This is a genomic window from Candidatus Methanoperedens sp. BLZ2 (assembly GCF_002487355.1).
In the GTDB taxonomy this organism is placed as follows: Archaea; Halobacteriota; Methanosarcinia; order Methanosarcinales; family Methanoperedenaceae; genus Methanoperedens.
The window spans coordinates 1-25260 of record NZ_NTMG01000056.1; the positions used below are offsets into that span (position 1 = coordinate 1).

The 25260-nt window shown below is 40.7% G+C and carries 24 protein-coding genes; 12 read left to right on the top strand and 12 right to left on the bottom strand.

Annotated elements, in window-relative coordinates; genetic code table 11:
* Positions 1 to 239: 239 nt before the first annotated feature.
* The 4 genes from CL181_RS10045 to purL all read left to right on the top strand — a co-directional run bounded on the left by CL181_RS10045 (position 240) and on the right by purL (position 5726).
* Positions 240 to 1478 (top strand): AAA family ATPase, encoded by a 1239-nt coding sequence (locus tag CL181_RS10045; RefSeq protein WP_097299179.1) that lies wholly within the window; start codon positions 240 to 242, stop codon positions 1476 to 1478.
* A gap of 207 nt (positions 1479 to 1685) precedes the next feature.
* Entirely contained in the window at positions 1686 to 2165 is a 480-nt protein-coding gene (locus tag CL181_RS10050; protein ID WP_097299180.1) for a 6-pyruvoyl tetrahydropterin synthase family protein, read from the top strand.
* A 275-nt stretch (positions 2166 to 2440) separates the two neighbouring features.
* Positions 2441 to 2638, top strand: coding sequence for a hypothetical protein (locus tag CL181_RS10055; protein ID WP_097299181.1), 198 nt, complete (start codon positions 2441 to 2443; stop codon positions 2636 to 2638).
* Positions 2639 to 2795: 157 nt separating this feature from the next.
* Positions 2796 to 5726: a phosphoribosylformylglycinamidine synthase subunit PurL gene (gene purL, locus CL181_RS10060; protein WP_097299182.1), complete on the top strand. Its 2931-nt coding sequence runs from the start codon at positions 2796 to 2798 to the stop codon at positions 5724 to 5726.
* Positions 5727 to 5870: 144 nt separating this feature from the next.
* Here purL and CL181_RS10065 read toward each other — a convergent pair whose 3' ends face one another.
* From CL181_RS10065 to CL181_RS20335, 4 genes are all read right to left on the bottom strand, one after another.
* Positions 5871 to 6446, bottom strand: a complete 576-nt coding sequence (locus CL181_RS10065; RefSeq protein WP_097299183.1) for a nitroreductase family protein — start codon at positions 6444 to 6446, stop codon at positions 5871 to 5873.
* 94 nt (positions 6447 to 6540) lie between these two features.
* On the bottom strand, positions 6541 to 7434 hold the full coding sequence (gene fhcD / locus CL181_RS10070) for a formylmethanofuran--tetrahydromethanopterin N-formyltransferase (RefSeq protein ID WP_097299184.1): 894 nt from the start codon (positions 7432 to 7434) through the stop codon (positions 6541 to 6543).
* Positions 7435 to 7569: 135 nt separating this feature from the next.
* Positions 7570 to 7866 carry a UPF0058 family protein gene (locus tag CL181_RS10075; protein ID WP_320410176.1) on the bottom strand — a complete coding sequence of 99 codons (297 nt, stop codon included), beginning with the start codon at positions 7864 to 7866 and terminating at the stop codon, positions 7570 to 7572.
* 166 nt (positions 7867 to 8032) lie between these two features.
* Entirely contained in the window at positions 8033 to 8533 is a 501-nt protein-coding gene (locus CL181_RS20335; RefSeq protein ID WP_097299186.1) for a hypothetical protein, read from the bottom strand.
* A 128-nt stretch (positions 8534 to 8661) separates the two neighbouring features.
* Between CL181_RS20335 and CL181_RS10085 the strand changes: the two genes are divergently transcribed.
* Entirely contained in the window at positions 8662 to 9873 is a 1212-nt protein-coding gene (locus CL181_RS10085; protein ID WP_176505157.1) for a pyridoxamine 5'-phosphate oxidase family protein, read from the top strand.
* Between the two features lie 11 nt (positions 9874 to 9884).
* Here the strand turns inward: CL181_RS10085 and CL181_RS10090 are convergent, their stop codons facing one another.
* Positions 9885 to 11057 carry an RNA-guided endonuclease TnpB family protein gene (locus tag CL181_RS10090; RefSeq protein WP_217993144.1) on the bottom strand — a complete coding sequence of 391 codons (1173 nt, stop codon included), beginning with the start codon at positions 11055 to 11057 and terminating at the stop codon, positions 9885 to 9887.
* 685 nt (positions 11058 to 11742) lie between these two features.
* Between CL181_RS10090 and CL181_RS20340 the strand changes: the two genes are divergently transcribed.
* A complete protein-coding gene (locus tag CL181_RS20340) occupies positions 11743 to 11901 on the top strand; it encodes a hypothetical protein (protein ID WP_176505158.1) in 159 nt (52 codons plus the stop codon).
* A 179-nt stretch (positions 11902 to 12080) separates the two neighbouring features.
* Here the strand turns inward: CL181_RS20340 and CL181_RS10095 are convergent, their stop codons facing one another.
* Positions 12081 to 12761 carry a toll/interleukin-1 receptor domain-containing protein gene (locus tag CL181_RS10095; protein ID WP_097299188.1) on the bottom strand — a complete coding sequence of 227 codons (681 nt, stop codon included), beginning with the start codon at positions 12759 to 12761 and terminating at the stop codon, positions 12081 to 12083.
* A 117-nt stretch (positions 12762 to 12878) separates the two neighbouring features.
* On the opposite strand from CL181_RS10095, the gene CL181_RS10100 reads away from it, so the two are divergent.
* Together CL181_RS10100 and CL181_RS10105 are read left to right on the top strand one after the other, a co-directional pair.
* Positions 12879 to 13277, top strand: coding sequence for a hypothetical protein (locus CL181_RS10100; protein ID WP_097299189.1), 399 nt, complete (start codon positions 12879 to 12881; stop codon positions 13275 to 13277).
* A 224-nt stretch (positions 13278 to 13501) separates the two neighbouring features.
* A complete protein-coding gene (locus CL181_RS10105; protein ID WP_097299190.1) occupies positions 13502 to 13993 on the top strand; it encodes a pyridoxamine 5'-phosphate oxidase family protein in 492 nt (163 codons plus the stop codon).
* Positions 13994 to 14037: 44 nt separating this feature from the next.
* On the opposite strand, the gene CL181_RS10110 is transcribed toward CL181_RS10105, so the two are convergent.
* The 3 genes from CL181_RS10110 to mptA all read right to left on the bottom strand — a co-directional run bounded on the left by CL181_RS10110 (position 14038) and on the right by mptA (position 16926).
* Entirely contained in the window at positions 14038 to 14661 is a 624-nt protein-coding gene (locus tag CL181_RS10110) for a FlaD/FlaE family flagellar protein (RefSeq protein WP_097299191.1), read from the bottom strand.
* The gene (locus CL181_RS10115) at positions 14662 to 15717 is read right to left on the bottom strand and encodes a rod shape-determining protein (protein WP_176505159.1); all 1056 of its coding nucleotides are present in this window, start codon (positions 15715 to 15717) and stop codon (positions 14662 to 14664) included.
* Positions 15718 to 15975: 258 nt separating this feature from the next.
* Positions 15976 to 16926, bottom strand: coding sequence for a GTP cyclohydrolase MptA (mptA, locus tag CL181_RS10120; protein ID WP_097299193.1), 951 nt, complete (start codon positions 16924 to 16926; stop codon positions 15976 to 15978).
* Positions 16927 to 17148: 222 nt separating this feature from the next.
* Here mptA and CL181_RS10125 point away from each other — a divergent pair, with 222 nt between their 5' ends.
* The 4 genes from CL181_RS10125 (at position 17149) to cgi121 (ending at position 20842) form a co-directional block, all read left to right on the top strand.
* The gene (locus CL181_RS10125) at positions 17149 to 17889 is read left to right on the top strand and encodes a hypothetical protein (RefSeq protein WP_097299194.1); all 741 of its coding nucleotides are present in this window, start codon (positions 17149 to 17151) and stop codon (positions 17887 to 17889) included.
* Positions 17890 to 17933: 44 nt separating this feature from the next.
* Complete coding sequence (gene mutL, locus CL181_RS10130) at positions 17934 to 19685, top strand: DNA mismatch repair endonuclease MutL (RefSeq protein ID WP_097299195.1); 1752 nt, start codon at positions 17934 to 17936, stop codon at positions 19683 to 19685.
* A 69-nt stretch (positions 19686 to 19754) separates the two neighbouring features.
* Complete coding sequence (locus CL181_RS10135; protein ID WP_097299196.1) at positions 19755 to 20354, top strand: hypothetical protein; 600 nt, start codon at positions 19755 to 19757, stop codon at positions 20352 to 20354.
* The gene (gene cgi121 / locus CL181_RS10140; RefSeq protein ID WP_176505160.1) at positions 20351 to 20842 is read left to right on the top strand and encodes a KEOPS complex subunit Cgi121; all 492 of its coding nucleotides are present in this window, start codon (positions 20351 to 20353) and stop codon (positions 20840 to 20842) included. Before CL181_RS10135 ends, cgi121 begins: the two co-directional genes overlap by 4 nt.
* Positions 20843 to 20977: 135 nt before the next feature.
* On the opposite strand, the gene CL181_RS10145 is transcribed toward cgi121, so the two are convergent.
* From CL181_RS10145 to cas1e, 3 genes are all read right to left on the bottom strand, one after another.
* Positions 20978 to 22261: a hypothetical protein gene (locus CL181_RS10145; protein WP_097299198.1), complete on the bottom strand. Its 1284-nt coding sequence runs from the start codon at positions 22259 to 22261 to the stop codon at positions 20978 to 20980.
* 1816 nt (positions 22262 to 24077) lie between these two features.
* Positions 24078 to 24359 (bottom strand): type I-E CRISPR-associated endoribonuclease Cas2e, encoded by a 282-nt coding sequence (cas2e, locus tag CL181_RS10150; protein WP_097299199.1) that lies wholly within the window; start codon positions 24357 to 24359, stop codon positions 24078 to 24080.
* Positions 24340 to 25251 carry a type I-E CRISPR-associated endonuclease Cas1e gene (gene cas1e / locus CL181_RS10155; protein ID WP_097299200.1) on the bottom strand — a complete coding sequence of 304 codons (912 nt, stop codon included), beginning with the start codon at positions 25249 to 25251 and terminating at the stop codon, positions 24340 to 24342. Before cas1e ends, cas2e begins: the two co-directional genes overlap by 20 nt.
* Positions 25252 to 25260 lie beyond the last annotated feature (9 nt).

Below are 25260 nucleotides of genomic sequence, written 5' to 3' on the forward strand. Positions count from 1 at the left end.
CTCGAATTGAAAATAATGTCATTTTTTCATTGAAGTGGGATTTGGGACAGCCTGCGTAGAACGCTTTTAGGTTCTTCCAAGTTGTGCGCCTTCTTTCTGTCTTATCAAGCCCTAAAACTTAAGATAGGCGTTTAATTCTATACAAGTCCATAGATTATATTGTATCACAACAAAATTTCCAACATGAATTGAAACACTCTCAAGTTAAGGAAACCTATATAAATCCTGAACCACCATTCATGAATAGGGGTTCAGAAATTATATACAGGGACGAGTCCGATGAAATAAAAAAATTAAACGGCTGGATATTAATATATGGAAGAAAAAAAGTGGGGAAAACATTTTTAATAAAAAACTTCCTGGAATACGATGTCTTTTTCAGGGTAAACAGGGATGGCAGCATTTTAGCCGAAAAGTTCATCATCAGCAGAATAAACAATATGGACGATTTTTCAAGGGCAGTATCGGAGCTGCTTCTTGCTGATAAAAAAGTGGTGATAGATGAGTTCCAGAGGCTTCCTGAATCTGTTATTGAGCGAATATCCACTCTTCATCCAAAAGGAAAGGTTATCCTTTCAGGCTCCAGCATGAGGGTTATAAAAAAGCTGTTCGGAAGCAAATCACCGCTCCTTGGATTGGCTATGCAGTACAAGCTCGGGCTGATAAGGCCAGTGAACATATTACGGGAGCTTTCAAAAAAAATGGATGCGATGCAGGCAATTGAACTTGCCCCATATCTTGCAGATGCCTGGACTATTCCCTTTTATACGAAGGAAAGCGATAGTGAAAAGGTCATATATGATCTCTTGAAATATTCGAAATTCACGGTTCCTTCGCTTGTCGGAGAGATATTTACTGAAGAGGAAAGAGAGTTCACGAAGGTATATGAGGCCATATTGAGGCTTATAGGAGCAGGCGAATTGGATTACAAAAATATTGCCTCGATCCTTGCCAGCAGAAAGGTGATCACTCGGGCAGACAGCTCTTTGATAATTCCGTATATTAAAAATATGGAAGGCATGGGGCTGGTGGATCCCCTGCCGATATATTCCTCAAAGAAAAAAATGTACCGATTGTCTTCACCTGTTATGGAGGCTTTTTTCTATCTTGCTGACCGATACGGTTTTGAAGACAGGGACGTAAGTTTTGAAGAAGCAAGGCCGACTATAGAAAAACTAAGAAATTTTGCAGTCCAAAATTTTATCGGGGATTTGTTCGCCAGCGCCTACCATGGAAAAAAAGAATATTATGTAACGCCTTCAAAAGAGCTGGACTTCATTATAACCGTAAGAAATAAGGCGGTTATCATTGGAGAAGTAAAATGGGGAAAATACGATAGCAACGATCTAAAAAAATTCGTGGAAAAAACAACTTTTATCAAAGCAGAAAAAATATTCATAACAAAAAATAAAAACGAAATGAAAATGGACAATATTAAAATAATGGACGTGGACGATATTTTGGCCATGGTTAAATAGGATATTATGACATTAGTATTATTTTATTGTATAAAAAAACCACAGAGGGCACAGAGAACACAGAGATAAATGAAATGACCTCTCTCGGTGGTCTCTGCGTACTCTATGGTTGAGTACCCACGTAAATATTCATTTTTCAGAATAAATTAAAAAGTCTCGAAAATATGGAGGAAAAGATTATACTTGCATGAGTACTTAAGCGAACACATGTTCATTGAAATAGACGGCTGGATGGCAAAACTGAGATTTTCAGCATGCCACTTCATCCCCAATCACCCAAAATGCGGATGCCTTCATGGTCATACATACGCTATCAGCGTCAGGATCGAGGGCGAACAGAAGGGTGAGTTCATTATTGATTTTGAGACCGTAAAAGGAATAGTTAACAGGATTTGCGACAGGCTTGACCACAAGGTCCTAATCGCAGAAAAAGACCCGCGCCTCCTGATACAGAAAAGTGATGGCGTATCGATTGAGATCATTGATAGCAAAAAAAGATATGTTCTTCCTCTTGAAGATATTATGTTCCTCCCCACAAATTCCGTGAGTGCCGAAGACCTGTGCAAATATTTCGCATCAAATTTAGCTAAAGGTCTGAAAGCCAGTGGAGCAGATAATATCACGAAGATCCATGTACGGGTGGATGAGGGGATAGGACAGGGCGCAGGCTGCGAATATCAGTTATAAGTCTTATAAGTCTTTTCCACTTATTTTTCCTCATTTTGATATTCATAGGTTCTCTGGGCAAATGTTGCGTTTTTAGATAATTTTATATACTTTAAGGTATATTGTCATATTGTGCATAAATTGCACAATAAAATAAGGAGGTCACATATGTTCGGAATAAACGAATTGAGCGTTGTAATTGTTCTTCTATCTTTCTGCTTAATGAAGTTAACATATCGGTACCAGTGCAATTTCAAATTGCGCAAAAATTACATATAAAATAAGGAGATTCAAATATGCATACTGAAATAGATAAATTATGTTCTATAATAATTCTTCTGTCTTTGGGCATAATTGCAGTTTATGCATCGATACAAACGGCATTTATAACGGGATTAGTAGCAGCCCTTGTGGCCCCACCAGCTGCTATCCTGGCAGGCATGGTGCATGCTGGTAAAAAGTTTCAATCAGGATCAGATATTAAAAAATTATGATTACATCATAAATTGGCCATCATTCTTTTTCTTGATTCATATTTTTGATTTTGTTACAACAGTTCACTGGTTCTAATTACATATTTTTTTATATCAGCTTCTCATAATATAACGCGTTTAGCGATACAGAACCAGGATCAACAAAAAGGAATGAATAATGGCCAGCAGAATTGAAGTCGGTTTTAAAAAAGGGATAAAAGATGCACTGGGAGACAGCACAAGAAAAAGGATAGTTGAAGACCTGCACATAAATGTTGAAAATGTCAGGACACTTGATGTTTATACTATCGATGCAGATATTTCCAATGAACAGATAAAGATTCTCGGTGAAGAATTGTTTGCAGATCCCGTGATACAGGAATATTCCCATAAACCGCTTGCTGAGGATTTTTCCTGGCTCATTGAAGTGGGCTTTAAGCCTGGTGTGACTGATAACGTCGGAGCTACCGCGAAAAAAGCATCTGAAGATATCCTGAAAACCACAATAAAAGGGGTATATTTTTCAAGACAATATTTGATAAACGGGAAGATCACAAAAGAAGATGCTGATAAGATCGCGGGAGGGCTTCTTGCAAACACCCTTATTGAACGATGGGTAATAATCAATAGTAAAGATTGGGATAAACAAAAAGGTGTACATCTGCCGCTTCCTATCGTAAAAGGAAAACATAAACCAGCAGTTGTGGAACTTGACCTTAATATAAGTGATACAAAATTAAAGGAATTAAGCACGCAGAGACTTCTTGCTTTAAATCATGGGGAAATGATCGCTCTCAAGGAATATTTTAATACGGAAAAGATGAGAACGCAAAGGAAAGACCTTGGGCTAACACTTCCTACGGATGTGGAAATAGAAGTGCTTGCCCAGACGTGGTCTGAGCACTGCAAACATAAAATATTCAATAGCCAGATAACTTATTCGGATGATAAAGGAAGCCTTGTAATAAACTCTCTTTTTAATACTTTCATAAAGCGCGCCACAAAGGAAATAAACAAACCATGGCTTGTTTCTGTTTTTACCGATAATGCGGGCGTGATCAAATTCAATGATGAGTACAATCTTGTCATGAAGGTGGAAACCCACAACACCCCTTCTGCTCTTGATCCTTACGGCGGCGCCATAACAGGTATTGTTGGCGTGAACCGCGATCCCATGGGCACGGGAATCGGTGCCCGATTGATATTTAATACTGATATATTTTGTTTTGCATCTCCTTTTTATGATAAAGAGCTTCCACCACGGCTTCTTCATCCCAAGAGAATATTTGAAGGTGTAAGACGCGGCGTTGAACATGGCGGAAATAAATCCGGTATTCCCACAGTGAACGGATGTATCGTTTTTGATGTGAGGTATCTTGGAAAACCTCTCGTATATTGCGGAACTGGCGGAATAATGCCTTCAATGATCAATGGAAAACCCTCCCACCTGAAGGAGATCCATAGTGGTGACCTTATAGTAATGACCGGCGGCCGTATCGGTAAAGACGGCATCCATGGCGCAACATTCTCATCACTGCAACTTGATGAGGATTCACCTGTTACCGCGGTACAGATAGGCGACCCCATAACCCAGAAGAAGATGCTTGATTTCCTGCTTGAGGCGCGCGATAAGGGATTATATGGATCAATAACAGATAACGGCGCAGGCGGCCTTTCATCATCGGTGGGTGAGATGGCGCAGCTTTCAGGAGGATGCCTGATCGAACTTGATAAATGCCCCCTGAAATATCCGGGACTTGACCCATGGGAAATCCTTGTTTCAGAGTCACAGGAGAGAATGACGCTTGCTGTTTCTCCGGAGAAGATCGATGAGATCCTCACTCTTGCTAAAACAAGGGATGTTGAGGCCACAGTTATCGGAACCTTTACAGATTCAGGTAAATTCCATGTAAAATACGGGGATAGGAATGTGGCTTATCTGGATATGGAGTTTCTGCATAATGGTCTTCCGACCATGAAACTGAATGCTCGGTGGATACAGCGTAAATTTGAAGAGCCTGTGCTTGGTGTTGTAGATTTGACCGCTGCTCTGAAAAATCTTCTCTCACGTCTTAATATTTGTTCAAAAGAATATGTCATCAGGCAGTATGATCATGAAGTTCAGGCAGGATCAGTCATCAAACCATTGACGGGTGATGGTCCGAGTGATGCAGCGGTTATCCGTCCGCTGCTTGATAACATGGAAGGAGTTGTTGTTGCAAATGGCATTTGTCCGAGATACGGTGATATTGATACGTACCACATGACGGCCTGCGCCATCGACGAAGCAGTACGGAATCACATTGCAGTAGGCGGTTCGTTTGATCATCTTGCAGGTCTTGATAATTTTTGCTGGTGCGACCCTGAGAAATCAGAAAAAACACCTGACGGCGAATATAAACTCGGGCAGCTCGTGCGGGCCAACATGGCGCTGTATGATTACACGAAAGCGTATGGTGTCCCCTGCATTTCAGGCAAAGATAGCATGAAGAACGATTACCAGATAGGGGGCAGGAAAATATCCATTCCCCCAACTGTTCTTTTTTCAACGATCGGTAAAATTGAAGATGTGCGAAAAGCAGTGACAATGGACGTGAAGCATCCTGATGACAGGGTTTACGTTCTGGGTATTACGAAAGACGAACTTGGAGCTTCAGAATATTATGCATCCCTGGGATTTATCGGGAATGATGTCCCAGGAGTGAATGCCAGTTCTGCAAGAAAATTGTATATCGCTCTTGAAAAAGCCATAAATTCCGGCGTTGTTGCCTCCTGCCATGACTGCTCTGACGGTGGTCTTGCCGTGGCGCTGGCTGAAAGCGCATTTTCAGGCGATCTCGGAATGACGATAGAGCTAACGAAAGTCCCTGTTGAGAACATCAAGCGGTCTGATACGATATTATTCTCAGAATCCCAGAGCCGCTTTGTGGTCACAGTGGCGCCTGGAAATGTGAAGAGATTCGAGGCGCTCATGAAAGGAAATGTGTTCGCAGATGTTGGCGCTGTCACAGCGCGGCAGGAATTTACTGTGATGGACGGGGAGAAAGTGGTGCTGAGCGAAGGGATCGATGTGCTTAAGGATGCATGGCAGAAGACGTTGAGATGGTAATATTAATTCTGTGCATTTATTGCGGGAAAAAGCGCCTGAAATTCCCGAACTTTTTTTGAGAACTCTTCCTGGATACAAATATCCTGCTTGTTGCATTGATCGCAGATAGAAAAACGCATAACAAAAAATCAACCATCTTCTATCCTATTTCACCCAGACCACTTCAGGCTCTTTCCTTTCAGGCATTTCCGTACTGCCTTTCGGATACCCGAATATCAGTGGAGCAACAATGATGTATCCTTCAGGTACGCCAAGTTCTTTCATGATTTTTTCATCCATCAGGGCGCGCTGGACGCCTCCTATCCAGCAGCTACCGATCCCTATGGAATGGGCAGCAAGCATCATTGTCTGGGCTGCCATTGAGCAATCATAAACTGCCGTAGGTGCTTTATTATTCCCAAGGATTATTACCATCAAAGGTGCGTTATAGAACATATCTGAGCCTTCTGTTTTAAGAAATGCAAGAAAATCAGCCGCAGCCTGTGATGTATTTTTAAATTGTTCCAGCAACGGGATCATGAATTTTTTTCCAAATTCTGAAAGCCGCCGTAAAACATCTTTATTTTTTATCACCAAAAAACCCCATGGCTGCATATTCAAACCTGAAGGGGTATATCCGGCGCAATCGATGAGGAATTTAATATCGTCATCAGGGATCTGGTCTTCTTTGTAATTACGGACACATCGCCGCGTTTTTATTATTTCAATAACGTCTTTCATGTGGTTCACCTTTGAATGTCGCTTCTTATTAGAATAGATTTTCAAATAATATAAAGAATTTCAGTAAAAAAAGAAAAGGGGAATTCACCCCTGTTTAAATAAGGTCTTTGAGGTAGAATTTATGTGGGCCCAGGGTGCCTCCATAGTTCCCTGCGCTTATCTTCTTGACACCAGGGACCCTTACAGCCGCAGCGATGCCAGCTTTCATGGACCTGCTTATTGATTCCGTATCAAGTCCATTGATAACGATCTCATATATTGCATTTACATCAGCAGGCACATTTGTATCTTTTATCTTTGCTTTTATTGAAGGGCTGAATTTTTCATTGGTTGTTGCTTTCATGAATTTATAATTTGTAAATCCAACCTTTGAGCCGCTTGCCACGATACCGCCAGGGAAAGGAGTGATCGTACCTGTCTGCATCATTATTGAATCAGCCGCATTTTCAGCAGCGGTAAGAGCCGTCATCTGCGTATCTGCCATAATAAAGAAATTGCCGCCTGCAATGCCTTCCTGCGCTCCGATACTGTGCTCAGTAATGAAGTCGCCCTGCATCATGGGGATCTTATATGCTTTTCTTCCACCAATATTGGTTTCGGATTCAAATCCATCACCAAAGAACTTGAGCTTGAATCCCGTATCAAATTGCTTCTCAGCATTCGGAAGTCCATTCCACATTGCAGCAGTTGGGGCAGTCAGGACGCACTGGCCGAGACGTTTTAATAACTGCTCTTCAAGACTCTTATATCCAAACGTGCATATATAAATATATACACCAGGCCTGCCGTCAGGTGTCTCACTGCCATCAACAACCTTTTCAATGCCGGCTTCGGCAGGGCACATTATTACAGAGGTTCCAAAGCCTGTTGCCTCCTGTGCCGCAACCATTGCCCATCGCCGTGTTGAGCCTGTGATCAATATTCTAGCTATCTTTATCGGAAATGCTTCCGCAAATGTATCTTCTATCTCTACTCCATTGAGTTCCATAAAATATCCCTCACATGATGAACCCAAAAATATCCATTACGGGTCATCAAACAATCCGTTATTTTTATTGTAGTACCTAATATATGCTTCGAAATGTTTCGAAAGCTTGAAAAAAAAGAGACGTTTTTTTATTTTTTAATGCATCATTTCATCCACAGCGCGGCTTGCAAGTTCCTGCATTCGCACCTGTGTTCTTCCCGGTCCTGAGAATTCATCAAGTGTCATTACAGAAGCTATCTCTTTACCAAGAATGAAAATTGCATGTTTGTGTTCGGCTTTGCTTCGATGCACGTGTATGGGGCTTATCTGAAGGGACTGGTATTGTACAAATTCTCCATGGCCATTTTCCTCAAAAAACTTCTTCATTTGCACCATTAGTGTATGCAGCTGGATTAACTCTTCTTTGTGTATAAAACCGCCTCCTATCTCTATGTAGCTGTTTACTGCTGAGCAGTAACTCTATTCTAGTCACATCAATTCGATACTAAAATGATTTTGTTAGGAAATGCACTTCCTATGTTTTACATTTAAAGTTTACGAATTAATCATCATGATTCATAATGATTAATTCATTTAAAAATATTTTTTAGTTTATGGTTCAGGGATTCACGATGATCTTCTGGTGAGCAAGTTTCGGGAATTCCTTTATGTAAACCTCATAATTTCCAGGATTGTTAAATGTGTAATTGAACCAGCTATATGAAGTCCTCAATCTGGAACTGGAATTGTCCCATAAGCCCTCCTGACTTACGACCGTTAGAGGATAATTCGTCTCAGTTACACTTATCCATTTGACTGTATCACCTGCATTTATTGTAAGTGTACGATTAGTATAATTTGATGAACCATTTCTTACGGTTACCTTGTAAAACCCATATAAATCGTCAACATCAGAAGTATATAATATCTGCGTTCTGGCGGTTGTCGGTATCGGTGTTGGCTGCACAGTTGTCGGGACCACCGTGGGCACTGGAGTCGGCGTAGCAGTCAGCGTTGCTATTGGAGTCGGAACTGGAGTTACGCCAGTTTCCTCATCAACACATCCCAGGAAAATCAAAGATAATACCATGATAAATATTGAAATAATTTTAAAGTTCATTATACCTCACCAACGGTATAAATGTAATAAGTTATAAATAATATTATCGATTTGTTCTCTGATAGCGATTAATATTATGGGTTTATTATTGATGCATTCCATCAGAACATTAAATGGAGAATGAGCCCATGAAGGAAAAGAAGTGGATATATGAAGAAATCGTTGGCAGGATACCTCCTTTTTCTCTACTGTCCTACAAATACAGCATCCTTCTCCAATTTTTATTGCTTCTTGTAATCGGCATAACCCTTGGTTTTATCTTTGATCTTGAACAGATTTCCCTGCTATATGGCTCACTTGCCATCCTTGTAGCAGTGTCATGGAGTCTTCTGATCCTGCAACTTGCGCCAACACTTCGTAAATTCAGGGCCCCGTTAAGCAAGGATGAAAATGAATTACTTGAGAGATATAAAGGGATACTTTTCCATAAAAATCATTATGAGGCTGTGCCAGGGCTGGTTATTTTCATCCCTTTTATGTTTTATCTTTACTATTTTGGCACGGATTTACTGGATATGTGGCTTGGAAAAGCTCCTCACCCGGTTTTATTATTGTTCGTAAGTCTCCTGATATGGGATATTTGCTACAGGATGGGGCTTGGGTTATGGACATCAGTCCTTGCTTTATGGAGATCTATAAGACTTAAAAAACTTGCGGAAAAAAGAAGTGAGCTTGAACATACGCCATACACTGAACTTCGATACCTTCAAAAACTTGATATTAATAATGTCTTCTTCGGAATTATTTCCCTTCTTTTATTGCCCCTGTTCAAGAAAGATGCTTTTTTGGTCGTGATCACATTGTTTTTCATGGGTTTTGTAACTCTTACCTCGCTTTACTCAGCATATATAATCTCAACAGTGCCGTGGCTTCCTCCAGATATCTATAATCTGGTAAATGAATCAAGTTTCGCATATATCGGCACTTCCCTGAAAGGAAAAACCCATGTAACTCCGGTTGTTTATATTTTTGACGGACAGAAAATCTTTTTTAATACATCCAAAGAAGCGAAAAAACTAAAGATCATGCAGGAAAACAACAAGGTCGCTTTCCTGATAGATAAAAGGGATATGAGTAACATATATGAAAACAAAGCAGTTCTTTTTACGGGGGAAGTCAAAATCTACGGCATAATGGACATTCCAATGCATTTCATAGATATGCTTGCGGCTCTTAAGTTATTTATGAAAAAATATCCTGAATACACAAAGAAATATTCAACTTCAGAATTACCAAAAGCATGGCAACTGACACCAATTATTGCAAGGATACTTGTGGAAGTAAAACCAGTTAAAATAATCTATTGGAGAGGCGCAAAACAAATAAGTGTACCGGTGTGAACTACGCAACTCTAAAGGGCTTGCGCGTCTTGCGTCATCATGGCCCTATTGAGTCCACTCGGACAAGCGTTAATTCCCGCAGTTCCTGCGGTACTTTTTGATCTTGCTAATATATTTCTTGCAGCATTAGTGTCCCTATCCAGAACAAGACCACAGAAAGGACATGAATGTATCCTCACTGAAAGGTCTTTCGGTACTGGACTATCACATCCACTGCAATTCTGTGATGTTCCTTTCGGATTGATCTGCTCAACGATCTTTCCGGCACATTCTGCCTTGAAAGTCGTGAACCGGATCAGCTGATACCATCCTGCATCAGCTATGGATTTGGCAATATGGTGGTTCTGCATCATGTTTCGTATCTGCAAATCCTCAAAAACAATTTTATCATACTTATTGACAAGCATCCTGCTTATCTTGTGAGCAAAATCTTTTCTCTGATTCCTGATCGCCCGATGAGTTTTGGCTACGATCTTAACCTGTTTTTTCCTGTTATGGCTTCCTTTCTTTTTCCGCGAAAGCCTTATCTGTCGCTTTGTTAATTTCTTTTCTGATTCTCTCAGGAACTCAGGCGGTTCGATTCTATCATCGTTGTTCAGTCTGAGCAAAGAGGAAAGACCTACATCTACCCCAATTTCGTTTTTGATTTCAACAGATACAGGATTATCCATTTCTACTGAAAAACTGACATACCATTGGTCAATATCCTTTTTAATCGTACAGGTTTTTATCTTTCCTTCTATCTCTCGATGCTGAATGAGCTTGATAGCTCCGATTTTTGAAAGAATTATTTTCCCATCTTCAATTCCAAATCCAGACTGTGGGTATGTGAATGAATTGTACCTATTCCTTCCCTGAAATCTCGGATAACCAAAGCCATTGAAAAAATTTTTGAAACTTCTATCCACTCTTTTGAGAACATTTTGTAGTACCTGAGAAAAAACTTCTTTTTGATAGGATGTTTTGTTGGCTGCCGTTGCTTTTTGTTGCTCATAACAGCTTATCCATTCAGGTTTTCCCCAAGGACAAACGTTAAATTCTCTTCTTAACCTGTTAAGCTCCGCCTGTAGTTTTCGTTCAGCCAGAGAATCGTTGTATAGGCGTCGGCATGTGGAAAGTGTACTATTCAGTTTAACTTCCTGATTCTTATTCGGGTATAATCTGAATTGGTATGTTTTTCTCATGCTACTTCCTGTTTCGGTATAGCAGGATATATGCTTTAGGAGAGGGAAGTGAAAGTATTCCAAGGGGTACGATTCATCCAGCCCTTCCAAAGGGCTGGCGTTCTCTACCCCTTGACCCCGACGCTGTAAATATGCGGATCCCTAGATCCACCTTTTAAAAATCCATCCCCTACTATCAACGGTCAATTATTGTATATGAGCAAAGACTACCAATATAGAACGATATAACTGATGTCGAGCCCATCCAAAAATTGCCCTTCCTATTGTAACAAGTTACAATAGGCAATAACTCGAAATTCCATGTACGAGTCAATTGTCATGATTCCTATTGTAATTTTACAATAGTATAAGAGATTTACAAATACGATTTTTACTTGCATATATTGTAACTGTTACACTATTATTCACTTTTGCTAATTAAATTATGTAGCAACTGTCTATATTGGAAGAATGGAAATTTATGTAGATATAAGGTAGGATTATATGTTGATTTATTGGATGGGCTCACTGATGTCTAAAGGGTTAAAAGCAGGGACCCAATACAAACAGCTTAACCCCACTTTACTTTTAACATATAACAAAGGCAAGTTATGTTCTGTCATGATTAAGAATTTTCATTATTATTAATTATTAAATAGTTTTATATTTATAGAAATACATAAGATATTAAGGAGGCGAGGCAAAAATGGACATATTCGACGTACTTTCTGCCATCTCAAAGAGAAAGAAAGCATTCATGTATAGCGGTATAAACGAACATGAAGCACTGATAAAAGCCGAACTTGATGTATCAAAGAATTATCACATACCTTTATTTGACATCAAGAAATTGGTTAAAGCATAGAATCTGAAAAACATGCAATTAGGCTCATTTTTATGAGTTCTATTGCATTGAATTTTACTTTTTCTTAAGTTTACTCCTTACATAATTAATAACACGAATTGAGCCCGGTCTCTCCTTTTTTCCTTTTCCATAAAGATTTAAACGGTTTTTAACGAGTTTTTAGCTACAAAGCATACTATTTACTCACTCCAAATATTTATTATGCCATCTTCCGTTAGATTTAGAACACCCCTATACTTTTTAAAAAACTTTGTCAATTCTATTTTTGCAGTATATCCATAATAAATTTTCGTATTGTCGATTGTTGCTATAAGTACTTGATTGGCTTGTTCGGCTGTATAATCAGGAAAAAACTCCAATAATTTAGCTCTTGCGTTAGCCTGATAAAAATCCTTACTTCTAATAAAATTATTGATGACAAAGCTTTTCATATTTTCCCCAAATTTATTTATTATTACTTTAGCAATTTTTTCAGCATAATATTTAAAGGCTCTTTTAACATTCTCAGGGTTATCTTTTATAATATCAGATAATTTTATTCTTAAGCCCTGATTCTTTCCAAGAAAACCATAAGGGGGAAAATCTACTTGGAGAGCAACTATAAACTTATCAGTTGCTACTGCCATGCCTATTTCTTGGTCTGTCCAGGCAGATTCTCGGAAACTTTTTGTCAACAACGGAATAAAAGTATCACAGCCTTTTATGTTTTTAATAATATCATATTGCCATTCGATGTTTGGTTCAATATCATCGTGTGCTAAAAAAACTTCAAACCCCATGAACTCAAGCTGTTCTTTAAGCTTCCCTACTATGGTTTTATCATCTGTTGAGTAACTAAAAAAAATTCGAAATGAATCCATAGAATTTACCTTTTTACATAATCTATTTCTATCAGATTTTCTACCATGCCTTAATTGATGAGCGAATATAAAGATGCATCGGAAGTTATATAAAGAAATGAAATTAATGCATACTTTATGCAGATAATCCAAGATGGAAAAACAGAAACACAAATACTAATTGAAGAAATGAGAAAACACCGTGAGTATAAGCCGAATATCACAATAAATGCTCAAAATATTACAGATTCTCAAGTTGCGATTGGTACTGATATAAAGCAAATAAAAATACCAAGAGATGTACATTTAGACGCTCTCGTTAATGCATTAGCAGATTCGATTTTAGCTGATAGTTCATTAAAAGATAATCATGATATGTTAATTGATTTAGAATCAATGAAAAAAGAGATGATAAAAAGCAAACCAAATAAGGATAGGATTATGGGATATTTGAACGATTTTGTGACCGTATCTAGCTTGGTAGAAATCTCCCAAGAAATTATTAAATACATATCGACTTCTAGAATATTTGATTAGCTTTATATTCAAATCAATTCATCCCAATACTTTTTGAATTTAAGAGAAAAAGTTCTTCATCTGTCAAAACATCACTTTTTATTAAAATTGTACTTCAAAATAGTAACATTTAACTAAAAATAGGTTCTGTTATGTGGTGACATGGCGATTATTATACAACAAACAATATTAAAATACCTAATTTTGACAACTACATAGCATTAAAAAATATCAAAAGCATAAACATGATAACGTTAAGTGAGAGAATACCCGAAGAAATACGAAATATCCTGTACGGTAATTATTTCGGTTATGTATGCACAAGCGATAAAAATGACCAGCCGCATCTGACCCCGGTTTTTTTCATATACGATGAGAATTCACAGAAACTTTTTTTCATCACAAATGATCGATCAAAAAAGGTCAAGAACCTGTCTGAAAATCCCAATATCAGTATTACAATCGATATCCGTGATCCTGTAAATCCTTTCAATAATGAAGGAGTTATGGCCCAGGGTACAGCCGCTATTACAGATAAGGCACCAATATATTTCCTGTCTGAAGAGACGCTGCAATTATACTATGACATCTATCACGAATTTAAAAGCAAATATCAGAAAGTAATAGAGAATAAGCCCCTTGGTGAGAACGATGTGATCATACAGATAAATGTTGAGAAAATGGTGTACTGGAAAGGCCCCCATTTCAAATCATTGAAATTCAAAAAAGATGAATAATTTCTTGATCAATCCGACAGGCGGCTCTGCCGGGATTATTCTGGTCAAACCAGCTCTTTTGACCTCTCAGGGTTCTTGTTCTTGTTCTTGCCCCTTCGAACTGCTTTTTTCAACTTTATGTTTTGATCCATGATATCCATAAATATCTTTTTTCTCATCATTTCTTTCTGATTTTCAAGAAGAGCTTTTTCAAGCTCCCTTATCCTTTCCTTTAGCCCTCCAATCTCTGCATACTTTTCTTCCAGTTCTTGCTCAAGGTTATTGATAGTGACTTCGCGGCGGTGTATACTGATCTCCATCTTCTTTTTTTCAGCAGGATGAATATGTTCCGATGGTTTGATCTGGATTTTTTTTTCAACATCAGGTCTCGCTTTTCCTGAAAAAGGAACATTTAGAAGAGAATCTTTTATATCCTCCCCTTTTAGCTTCTCAATAAAAAGTCTTGATATTCGCTGTTCCTCGGCAGAAAGAGTCCATGAGGCCCCTTTGTAGCGTTTCTCCAGACTTGCGGTATCGAGTAGTTTTTCAGCCGCTGATCCACTGATCCAGCCTATGCTCTGGTAGTAATTAAAAAGCTTCGGGAGATTGTTATGGCCGACCCTTGCAAGAAGGAATTTCAGCCATTTCCTCTGGGTTTCAATTGTTGTGTCAGTAAGCTTTTCCAGCATCTATGCAGTTTGCCAGAATTCAGGCGGCATATCCTGTGCCAGTTTCAGTGCTCCATTAGCACCGCTAAAGACAGGGTCTGTGTCTTTGAAGACTTTTCCGCCATCGATTAATTCAAGTTCTTTGGTTAGAACAACATCGATGTTCCTGATCTGGCTTCCTCCGCCTGCCAGCCAGATATTATTGCGCAGATATTCCTGGAAGTCAGGATCATATGTGGATATCAGTTTGGATATACCGGACATAATATCTGGAATAATGGATTCACATGCCATTCTTATATCTTTTGTAATTGATAATTTAAGTATCGAAGAATCAACAGGTACATCAACAACAATTTCTTCCTGAGACTCACCAACGAATGAACTCTGTTCTTTCCATTTTTTTGCTACTTCATTTGTTACCCTGACATTGGTATATTCTTCAGAGATCAGCCTCACTAATTCAGCATCAATATAATCACCGGCTTTGTTGCTGCTTATCTGGTCATCAGGTTCCGGAAGAGTACCATGTACCCTGCATATATCCGTGGTCCCTGCCCCTATATCCACGACCAGGGAATGTTCCATCTCTCCCAGGTTATATGCAACACAAAAAGGTTCGCTTGCAACCATTACCCCATCAAAGAAACCTTTTGCCATTTCTGTAATTATCTTTTTGTTAAGTACGCTGGCCTGGGACGGAACTCCTATAATGGCATACTTTTTTACATCGTGGTTAGCATCCACAAGCCCCATTATATATTGAAGCAGGCCCTTGGCAGCCTCAAGGTCCTCTCTCTGGTTCTTTAATAACCCGGACTCGATAGGTTTGAACATGTTAAGAGCAACCCTGTGTTTTAATGCTTCATCACCATACAGGCGCTCTTTCTTCAGGAATTTTGATGCTACTGCATCTTTTGGGATACCGACAACGCTAAGAATGCTCTTTTTCTTCCCTTCACTTGTCGATATTGCAGTATGGTTAGTTCCAAGGTCAATTCCTATATATAATGTCTTATTTTCTTTTACACGGGTTGCACCCGTCTTTTTGATTAGTATTTTTTTCTTATTTGCCAAAATTATCCCTCATAATGATTATGTAAATCATACAAATGCATTACTTAAATATATAGTTTACTTAACGTTAATATCCATTAAAATGCTGGGATAATATAGAATTTTCAACCGCACAGAACTCAAAGGATGCAAAGATTTTGCTGCTACGCTTTGCGAACTTTTCGAATTTTATAATGAGTTGAACTGAGCTGAAACATGTCCATGGATGAAAACATGATCATGACAATAATTCTGTCGTGTGAACTATTAGTATCCATCTCACCCAATGTTATTGATTTCCTGCCTCAATTCCCCAAGTGTTGATTTCCTTTCTGCGAATGCATTATGCCTGTGGATGCTCTCTTCATTTATCTGTTTTACCACAATAACAGAGTCATCCGGCAGCTCAGGGAATTGATTAACGATTTTCTGGGCCATGGTCCGCACGCAATCTTCTACAAATTTGGGATTCTTGTGCGCTCTTTCAACGATCATAGCCTCATCAGCCCGCTTCAATAATTCAAACATCTGCGAACTCATGGAATTCTCGATGATATTGATGATCTTTTCAAGCGAGACAAAATGACTGTCATGAGTTTCTATCGAAATTATACCCCGCCCTCTCTGGTTATGTGTGGGCATGGGCACATTATTCAAGAATTTCTTAACTACATCCGATTCCACGCCAAGCTTCTTTAATTCCTTTCGTGCCTTATCAACCATTATTTCCTGGGCACATGGACATGCGGTGATACCAAGTACTTCAGCGCCTACAAGTTTTCTTATGGTGAGTGTTTTACCACGTATCGCTTTTGCCTCGGCGAAAATATTTACAACTTCCTGGCAATTCAATTTTGTCGCAGGTGTTTCCCTTTTAAGGATATATTCACTTTTCATCCTTACTTCAGCGATCAAAGCATATTCATGCCTGTCGATCAGCCTTTTTGCGACTTCGCTGCATAAGTCCTCTATTTCATAAACCGGAGATGCGATCATTTCTTCAAGCACCTCATCTATGGCCTCAAAATTCCTTGATAAATTCGCGCCTTTCCTGTCAGAAGGAAGGTCAACAAAGATATCAAATGTAGATACAAGTACGATAGGGCGTTTATCCTTTCTCGCCACTTCTACAAGTTTCTTGACATCTGTTACCCCCACGCGAGTCAATGTTATAGCTATATCAGGCTGGTTCGCCTGTATGTCTGGTAGATGAACTACAGGAAGTTTCATTCTTGATTATCTCCGAATGTTTATTAATTAAATAATTTTACACTCTTAACAAAGCACAATAACTATCTTGTATTATTAAATTATTGCTATTTGAGTTTTGATTCTTAATGACATCATGTTTATATACCCTTAATTATATTTTGTTTTCAGAGGGATACTATCAAAATCAAATCAAATGACTTTACCCGGATACTGGCAATCGTAGCCGGAATTGCATTTATCATGATCTCTGTTGCCTATGGGCTCACTTATATTTTCCAGACCGGTCACATCGTTTTTCCCTATGAGCCATATTATTTCCTGTTCATATTCTCTATAGGGTTCGTGATCTTCACAATATATTTTGAACGTGAGAAAAAAGCTTTTTTTCACAGGGAGCTTATCGGCGGCGCAATAGCATCCGCGTGTTTGACATTTCTGATAATAGCGTGTGTGGCTGGAATGAAATATATCTGGGAAAAGGGATTGTCAGGCATTGGTATCGAGACTCTTGCATATGCATTTTCCATATCCATGATACTGAGCCTTATTTTATATTTTGTCATAGGAAAAATAGAAGTTAAATTCGTTCCCGGGGATTTTATCAGGGTACTTTCAATAGTCTTTGGGATCGCGATTCTTATAATGGTAACAGTGGTCTACGGGATAAATTATATTATTAAGATCAATCCATTTCCGGTCAAACCTTATATTCTCTTTTTCATGTTCGCGATCCTTTTCGTCCTTGCTTCTGTTTTTTATGAAAAAAGAGGGGCAGTATATCCCTGGTTCCTTCTTGGCGGCGCCGTGGCCTCAGCCTGTCTTGCTTTCATGATCGCGGCAATCATCGGGGGATTGAGGTATGTACTGGAAAAAGGATTTACCGGCCTTGGTACTGATACGGTGTTCTATTCTTTGTCGATATGTATAATCCTGAGCATGGTTTTATATAACCAGTATGATATCATAAAAGAAAAGCTTTGAAAAAAACAAAACAGAAAAAGTGGAATTCAGGTTGATAAAATAAAATGGGAAAAATCCAGATCCTTGATGAAGCATCGATAAACAAGATAGCAGCAGGTGAAGTGATCGAACGCCCTGCTTCTGTTGTCAAGGAGCTGGTCGAGAACTCAATAGATGCGGGTGCAAACACTATCAGGATCGAGGTCACAAAAAGCGGTAAAGGCTCGATCCGCATCACAGACAACGGCTGCGGGATGAGCAAGGATGATGCTGCGCTGTCTTATGTGAAACACGCTACAAGCAAGATCAGGAAAATCGAAGATATAGAGACCGTCAGTACAATGGGATTCAGGGGTGAAGCTTTGTCTTCCATTTCTGCAATTGCTAATGTCGAGATCATCACAAAAACAAAAGATGAATTATCCGGTACAAAAGTGATCATCCAGGGCGGGAACCTGATAAGTATTGCAGAAACCGGAGCCCCTGATGGGACGACAATTATAGTAAATGACCTATTCTACAATACACCGGTCAGGAAGAAATATCTGAAATCCGACGCAGTTGAACTTACCCATATCATCGATATAGTTTCAAGAATAGCGCCTGGACATAATAACATTTCTTTTTCTCTTTTCAACAATGGAAAAGAATTGCTGCGCTCATCCGCAGCCGAACTTCAAGATACGATCGTTCATATTTATGGCCAGGAAATCGCACGAGAAATGCTTCCGGTAAATCTTGAATCTGCTATTGTGCGAATAACAGGTTTTGTCTCAAGACCTTCCCTGACGCGGGGCAGTCTTGATTACCAGTCATTCTATATCAATGACAGGAATATCAATTCAAGAGCGATCGGTTTTGCGCTAAGGGACGCCTACGGTACCCTTATACCAAAAGGGCGTTTTCCGATCGCGGTGTTAAAGATATATGTTGATCCACGGGAAGTGGATGTAAATGTCCATCCAACCAAGAACCAGGTGCGTCTGAGCCACGAGAGGGATATTTGCGATATGGTTACGCAGGCTGTTAGGAATGCACTTTCGCACAAAGACCTTATTCCTGATATAAAGATACCAACGCAGCAGCTGCTTTACGAAACTCCTGCGGCCGGATCTTTCGATGTAAAAGAGACTGTCAGCGATTTCAGGCCGTCTGTAAAAGACACGGAAAGAAGACTCAGGCAATCAGAAAGGGCGAGCATGGAAAGGGAAAATACAGGTGGTGCTGAGACTGAGATTGGGATTGAGATGCCTGATGTAAAGGTACTTGGGCAGGTGGATAGCCTGTATATCCTTGCCGAAACAAAGAACGGTTTGATGATCATAGACCAGCATGCAGCGCATGAGCGCATATTTTTTGACCTTATTCGCGAATCAAAGAGGGATGATTCCCAGGAACTAATCGTTCCGATTAACCTTGAACTTGATCCCAGGGAGAGAGTATTGATAAAAGATACTATTCCCTATCTTGAAGAGTTCGGCTTTCGAATATCTGAATTCGGACATGATTCATTTGCAGTAACGGCTGTCCCTATTGTCCTGGGAAAACTTGAAGACCCAGGGATGGTGCATGATATAATATCTGATATCCTTTCAGAAGGAAAAGTAAAAGAAGAGACCGGGATATTTGAGCGGGTAACCAAAAGCATCGCATGCAGAAGCGCCATCAAGGCCGGAGCTGATTGTTCTAATTCCCAGATGGAAAGCCTCATCAAACAGCTTTTCAAGACACAGAATCCATATACCTGCCCTCATGGAAGGCCAACGATGGTATCTTTTAACAGGCAGGAACTTGATAAATTATTCAAGAGAGTTTAAAAGTAAAACTTTTCAATAAATATCCCAAAAAGGAGCACATAAATAATCCTTCTAACATTATTGAAAACCATGACAGACTGTTTCTTCTGCAGTAAGCCTTCCCGTAAAACTTATAAATATTACACCCTGGATATCTGCCACAGATGCTACCTCAAGCTTAAATTAAAAAAACTGGAGAAGAAATCTATTCCCGATGATACATATTTAAAATCACTTGTTGGTAGTAAAGAACAGCCATACGTGGATGCATTGGATCATTTTGCCACATTTTTCCCGAAATCCCTTTCAGAAGACCTGCTTGGAATGATCCTCTTCTCTTCTGATAAGGATGGCGATATCGATCCTATATTTGCAAATTCCATGATAATTGCAGCGCGTTCGGTATTGCTTTTCGGGGAAGGTGTGAAATTGAAAAAAAACGCAAGTGAAATCCATGCGCTTCACGCCCTTGGAAACCTTGTAGGTATTTCTATTATAGGAAACCTGACAGATTCCCACAAGAATAAGAATACAGATATGGATGAAGAGACAACCATGTCTGCTATTTCTAAAGAAGTTGACCGGACTATGATCGATATCTTAAATGATATAGATAAGAACAATGATGGGGCTTTGCATGATCTTATTGTGGATACTATCGACTTAATAAAAGCATGGGAAGAATCATGATTCAGATCATGGAAGGTACAATATTTATCGAGGATATTGAAATTTTCCTTATAAAAATTAAAGAAATGAGGAACGGCAAAGACTCTGTCATCCTGGCGCTTGATGCTGATAAACTGGCTGGTAAAGATCATCTCATGTTCGCTATCGAAAAAGCGATTGATTCATTCAAAACAGGCAGGAATATCGCAAACGACCTCGGGAAAGAAATAATGCTTTATGCAGCAGGCACGCGCCAGATAAACCGTGCCATGAAAATCGGTGTACATAACGGAAAGAACAATATTGTACTTGTGGCTATCGGTGAGGATGTTGATCTGTCTGAGTTTGATGAGATAACACCGAAGGATGTTGTGCAATATGAGGGATCAAAGAACAGGGATTTGATGGACATTTTCAATATTACCGATGAAGAGATCAAAGCTGCTGGTGTTGAAAAGATCCCCGAACTTGTCCTGGAAAGGGTTGCGCTTGTGGATGTTTTGAAATAGTCAAATTCCTGTATGAAAAAACGGAACAACATGAACTGATACGAACTAACGCGCCGGAGTTCGTTTGTGTTCGTGTTGATATCCCATTTTTCGCACATTCTTTCATTATGATTAGATTTATTCTTCCGATCCAAGCTAAAATGGTTTTATTCCTTTTATAGAAATATTTTCATCCTTTATCCAATCCCGATCAATATATGCAGCCATTACCTCGCAGTTTAGCTTTTTGACCTGCTCCAAGACAGCCAGATCCAATCTTGCAGTCTTAAATTCCGTATCAGGTGCAAGCACGATCAATTTCAGTTTATCTATATCAACATCCCAGCTAAGTTGCACTATTCTTGGCTTTAACCGCTCCTTGTATTTGAAGAGCCACTCCACATAAGAAAGCCCCTGGAAAACAGCAGAATACATATCTTCGCCTTTCTTCTTGACTTCCACAACAACCAGCGCTTTGCTGTGCTTTTCTTTCGCCAGAAGATCAATATGCTCCCGTCCAAACTGTTTGTTTCGCTTGACCATTCCCACAGGTGTTTCATAATACAGGAACTCAAGGTCAAGACCGGGAAGGCTGCCATCCTGCATTTTATCTATGAGCAGGGAGTGAAGCCATTTTTCGCGGTATCCGATGGTGTTGTTTTTGCGAAGGGAGATCAGGTTATTTGCCTCTCTGATGAAATGAGTTCGCAGGTCTGCGCCTGAAATTGGATTGTTTCCTGATCCTGGATATACGAAATCCTTTTTATCCTGATGAACGCTCGTGTAACCCTGATTGAGAATGTTCTGGATCAGTCTCAGGATAAAGCCGCCGGAACCGAGCTTTATTTCGGCGATCTTCAGCCCTTTGACGATGAAAGAGAAGCCATTTTTTCGGTTAAAAAGCTGGATATGCAGGTCTTTATCCAGGCTTTTGACGAGCGCAAGAACGCTCTCGCATGAGCCACGCGCTGTTATTGAAGGAATACTATTCAGAAGCTCAGTTTCATTTTTCCAGAGACCTGCGGCGCCGTCGAATGAGCCGAGGACAGCGGTAGGGAAATGATGAGAATTTGAAGTTGAGTGAGCACGGAATTGTCGAACTATCGGCGCCGTTATAATGTTGGGATCTCGCTTGATATGCAGACGGTATTGGAGATGCTCTTTTCTGGCGTCTGTATGCCATTTGCTGCAGAGGTAGCAGAAGAAATATTTTGAGGCTGGGGAGTTTGTCTCATTCTCCTCAAGATGTGATAAATGCTGATTGCCATTGGATGAAGGATCGTTTGTGCAGAGGTGCCAGGCGGCGCAAAGGGAGCAAAAGTAGTAGTCGCCAGGTTGGTTGATATGTTTGATTTTATTGTCAGTCATTACCGCCTCTCTTTCCTCATCAATTATTCTTATCAATTTCGGGTTTTTCGAGTTTATTTCGAGATAAAACATATTCTATATTTCTCCCTGTTTTACCTATCCTTTCAAATATATTCTTCGCGCAAATATCAGACAGATCGATGAGCGCCATTCTATCTGTGATATCAAACATCCCCCTATATTCCTTATTTGTAATCCTCCCTTTTTCCTTAACATACATCACTGCCCTGACCTGTCTATCATTAAGGGTTCATCCCCACGCAGGTGGGGAACTCGTGTGGTAAAGAGAGACAAGATATAACTCTGTCGGTTCATCCCCACGCAGGTGGGGAACTCTCAACGAAGCAAAATATAAGATACTGTATTTTCGGTTCATCCCCACGCAGGTGGGGAACTCACTGCAAGCCTGTAATGCGTTGCTGAATTGCTCGGTTCATCCCCACGCAGGTGGGGAACTCATCTTCTTGTTCCTTTAATCTCTCAAGCATACCGGTTCATCCCCACGCAGGTGGGGAACTCTCTACACCCAGGAGTACGCACATCTGTATGGTCGGTTCATCCCCACGCAGGTGGGGAACTCTCATCAAAGAACTTGAGGGTTTTCGCGCCCTTCGGTTCATCCCCACGCAGGTGGGGAACTCCAGGAAGGTATGGGTTACGATCGGATTATCGCCGGTTCATCCCCACGCAGGTGGGGAACTCCTTGCCCTCTGTGTTCGAGATCCAGCCCAGGACGGTTCATCCCCACGCAGGTGGGGAACTCAAGATAACAGATGCGTAGTTCACTACCACGACCGGTTCATCCCCACGCAGGTGGGGAACTCATTCCACCCCCTGAACATCAAAACCATGTGCGCGGTTCATCCCCACGCAGGTGGGGAACTCCATTTCTGCCTGGCGCGTGGTTGTGGCTTTAACGGTTCATCCCCACGCAGGTGGGGAACTCTGTAACAAATTTGTATACATCCTATAAATGGACGGTTCATCCCCACGCAGGTGGGGAACTCCACAATAGACGGATTTTCACGTACCTCAATCTCGGTTCATCCCCACGCAGGTGGGGAACTCACTGGCAAATCAATACATCTTTTAATCTTTTCCGGTTCATCCCCACGCAGGTGGGGAACTCTACAGTATTGCCAACTGTCATGTATTCCTGCCCGGTTCATCCCCACGCAGGTGGGGAACTCACCCCACAGAGTCCAGATATCGCTTTGCTGCTCGGTTCATCCCCACGCAGGTGGGGAACTCTGACGCAGCCAGGCGATTTTATAGATCCGTCCCGGTTCATCCCCACGCAGGTGGGGAACTCATAGTTCCTACCGTTGCCCCTTTTTTCCAATACGGTTCATCCCCACGCAGGTGGGGAACTCTTTCTCAAAGGCATTTCAAAGAATGTGATTTCCGGTTCATCCCCACGCAGGTGGGGAACTCTCGGATCGGGCGGAGCAACACAACCCGCAGCACGGTTCATCCCCACGCAGGTGGGGAACTCACTTCAAGATGTGGCCGGGAGATGTTCCCTGGCGGTTCATCCCCACGCAGGTGGGGAACTCTTGCTGAATATGTACATTCATCACATGTTACCCGGTTCATCCCCACGCAGGTGGGGAACTCTTTAGATATTTTGTATCTGTTGCCTTTGCGGTCGGTTCATCCCCACGCAGGTGGGGAACTCCATCAGCATATATATCAAAAGTGGTGTTTCCACGGTTCATCCCCACGCAGGTGGGGAACTCTCTTTACTATTTATATTATTAAACCGGAAATCTCTTACCGCTCTCCTCCTCAAATAAATAATATTGTGTAATAATATTAATTTTTAAATTATATTTATGTTCCTTAATTATCATAATATTATCACCAACAGTATATCCTACAAAATATATCAGCCATTCGGCAAGAAAGACACCAGTTTCACACCAACCATATCGACTGGCATACGCCTGTTATCTCCTATAGTCATAAAATCATAACCGGCTTCATTTTGTGCGCTCCATGCCATTATCGCGCTTCCGCCATCCAGTCCCTTTTCAACATTTTTCCAGATCATTTCCCTTACCTTCGAAGAAAAATCTCCAACATATACACCAGCGCGAATTTCCAGCATCCATACAGCCAATCTACCTCGAAGACTGGGCGGCGCATTTTCAGTTACGATGACCAGCATCACCAATCCCCTCTTCAACTGGAATCGCTGGTTGCAAAGCATCTGGCGCGTCTTCTGGTGGAGAAATGCCTCCTGCTGCCAGAATCTCTTCAATAGCAGGAATGATATTTCTAAGAAGTTTAGTTTCCCTGAATGAGTCCCTGCATGCCCGGCGCACCGTACCTTCCGGGTCGGTTGGTTTTTTGGCAGCAATACTGAAAGCTACCGGCACAACAGTCTCAAATTTAAACAGATCAGCAATATCATATACGAACGAAAGAGGTTTTCCGGTATGCACAAAACCTATAGCCGGCGCATATCCTGCCGCCAGCACCCCGGCTTCAGTAACACCATACAGGCAGGAAGTGGCAGAACTCAGGCATCGGTTCGGCAAATCTCCGCTTCCCCATTCTGCGCTGTCATACCGCCGTCCTTTCCATTCAATCCCATAGCGTTTCGCCATTAATTCATACATTTTCTTCACCCGCGCTCCTTCCATACCGCGCAACTGCTCTACGTTACTGCCTGAGGGAATATCATCATCAAACCTGAATTCATACATCTTGCGAACCACTTTGAGCCGTAATTCCTCATCAAGAGCCAGTTTAGCCTGATAGAGAAGACGATCAGAGCGCGCGCCGCCCGGTTGACCTGCTGAATAGAGACGCACACCTGCTTCACCCACCCAGATAAGTAAACAACCTACCCTTGCAGCAAGGATTGCCGCTGCATGGGATACACGTGAGCCGGGCTCAAGCATCAGGCAGGCTACACTTCCTATAGGAATGTGGGTGCGCACTCCGTTTTTGTCCACCAGGACAAATGCGCCGTCAAGGACGTCAAGCTCTCCTTTTTCCAGAAATAACATGGAAATGCGTTCTTTAATTGCTATGGGTTTGAGTTTAGGAAGCATTGATTTATC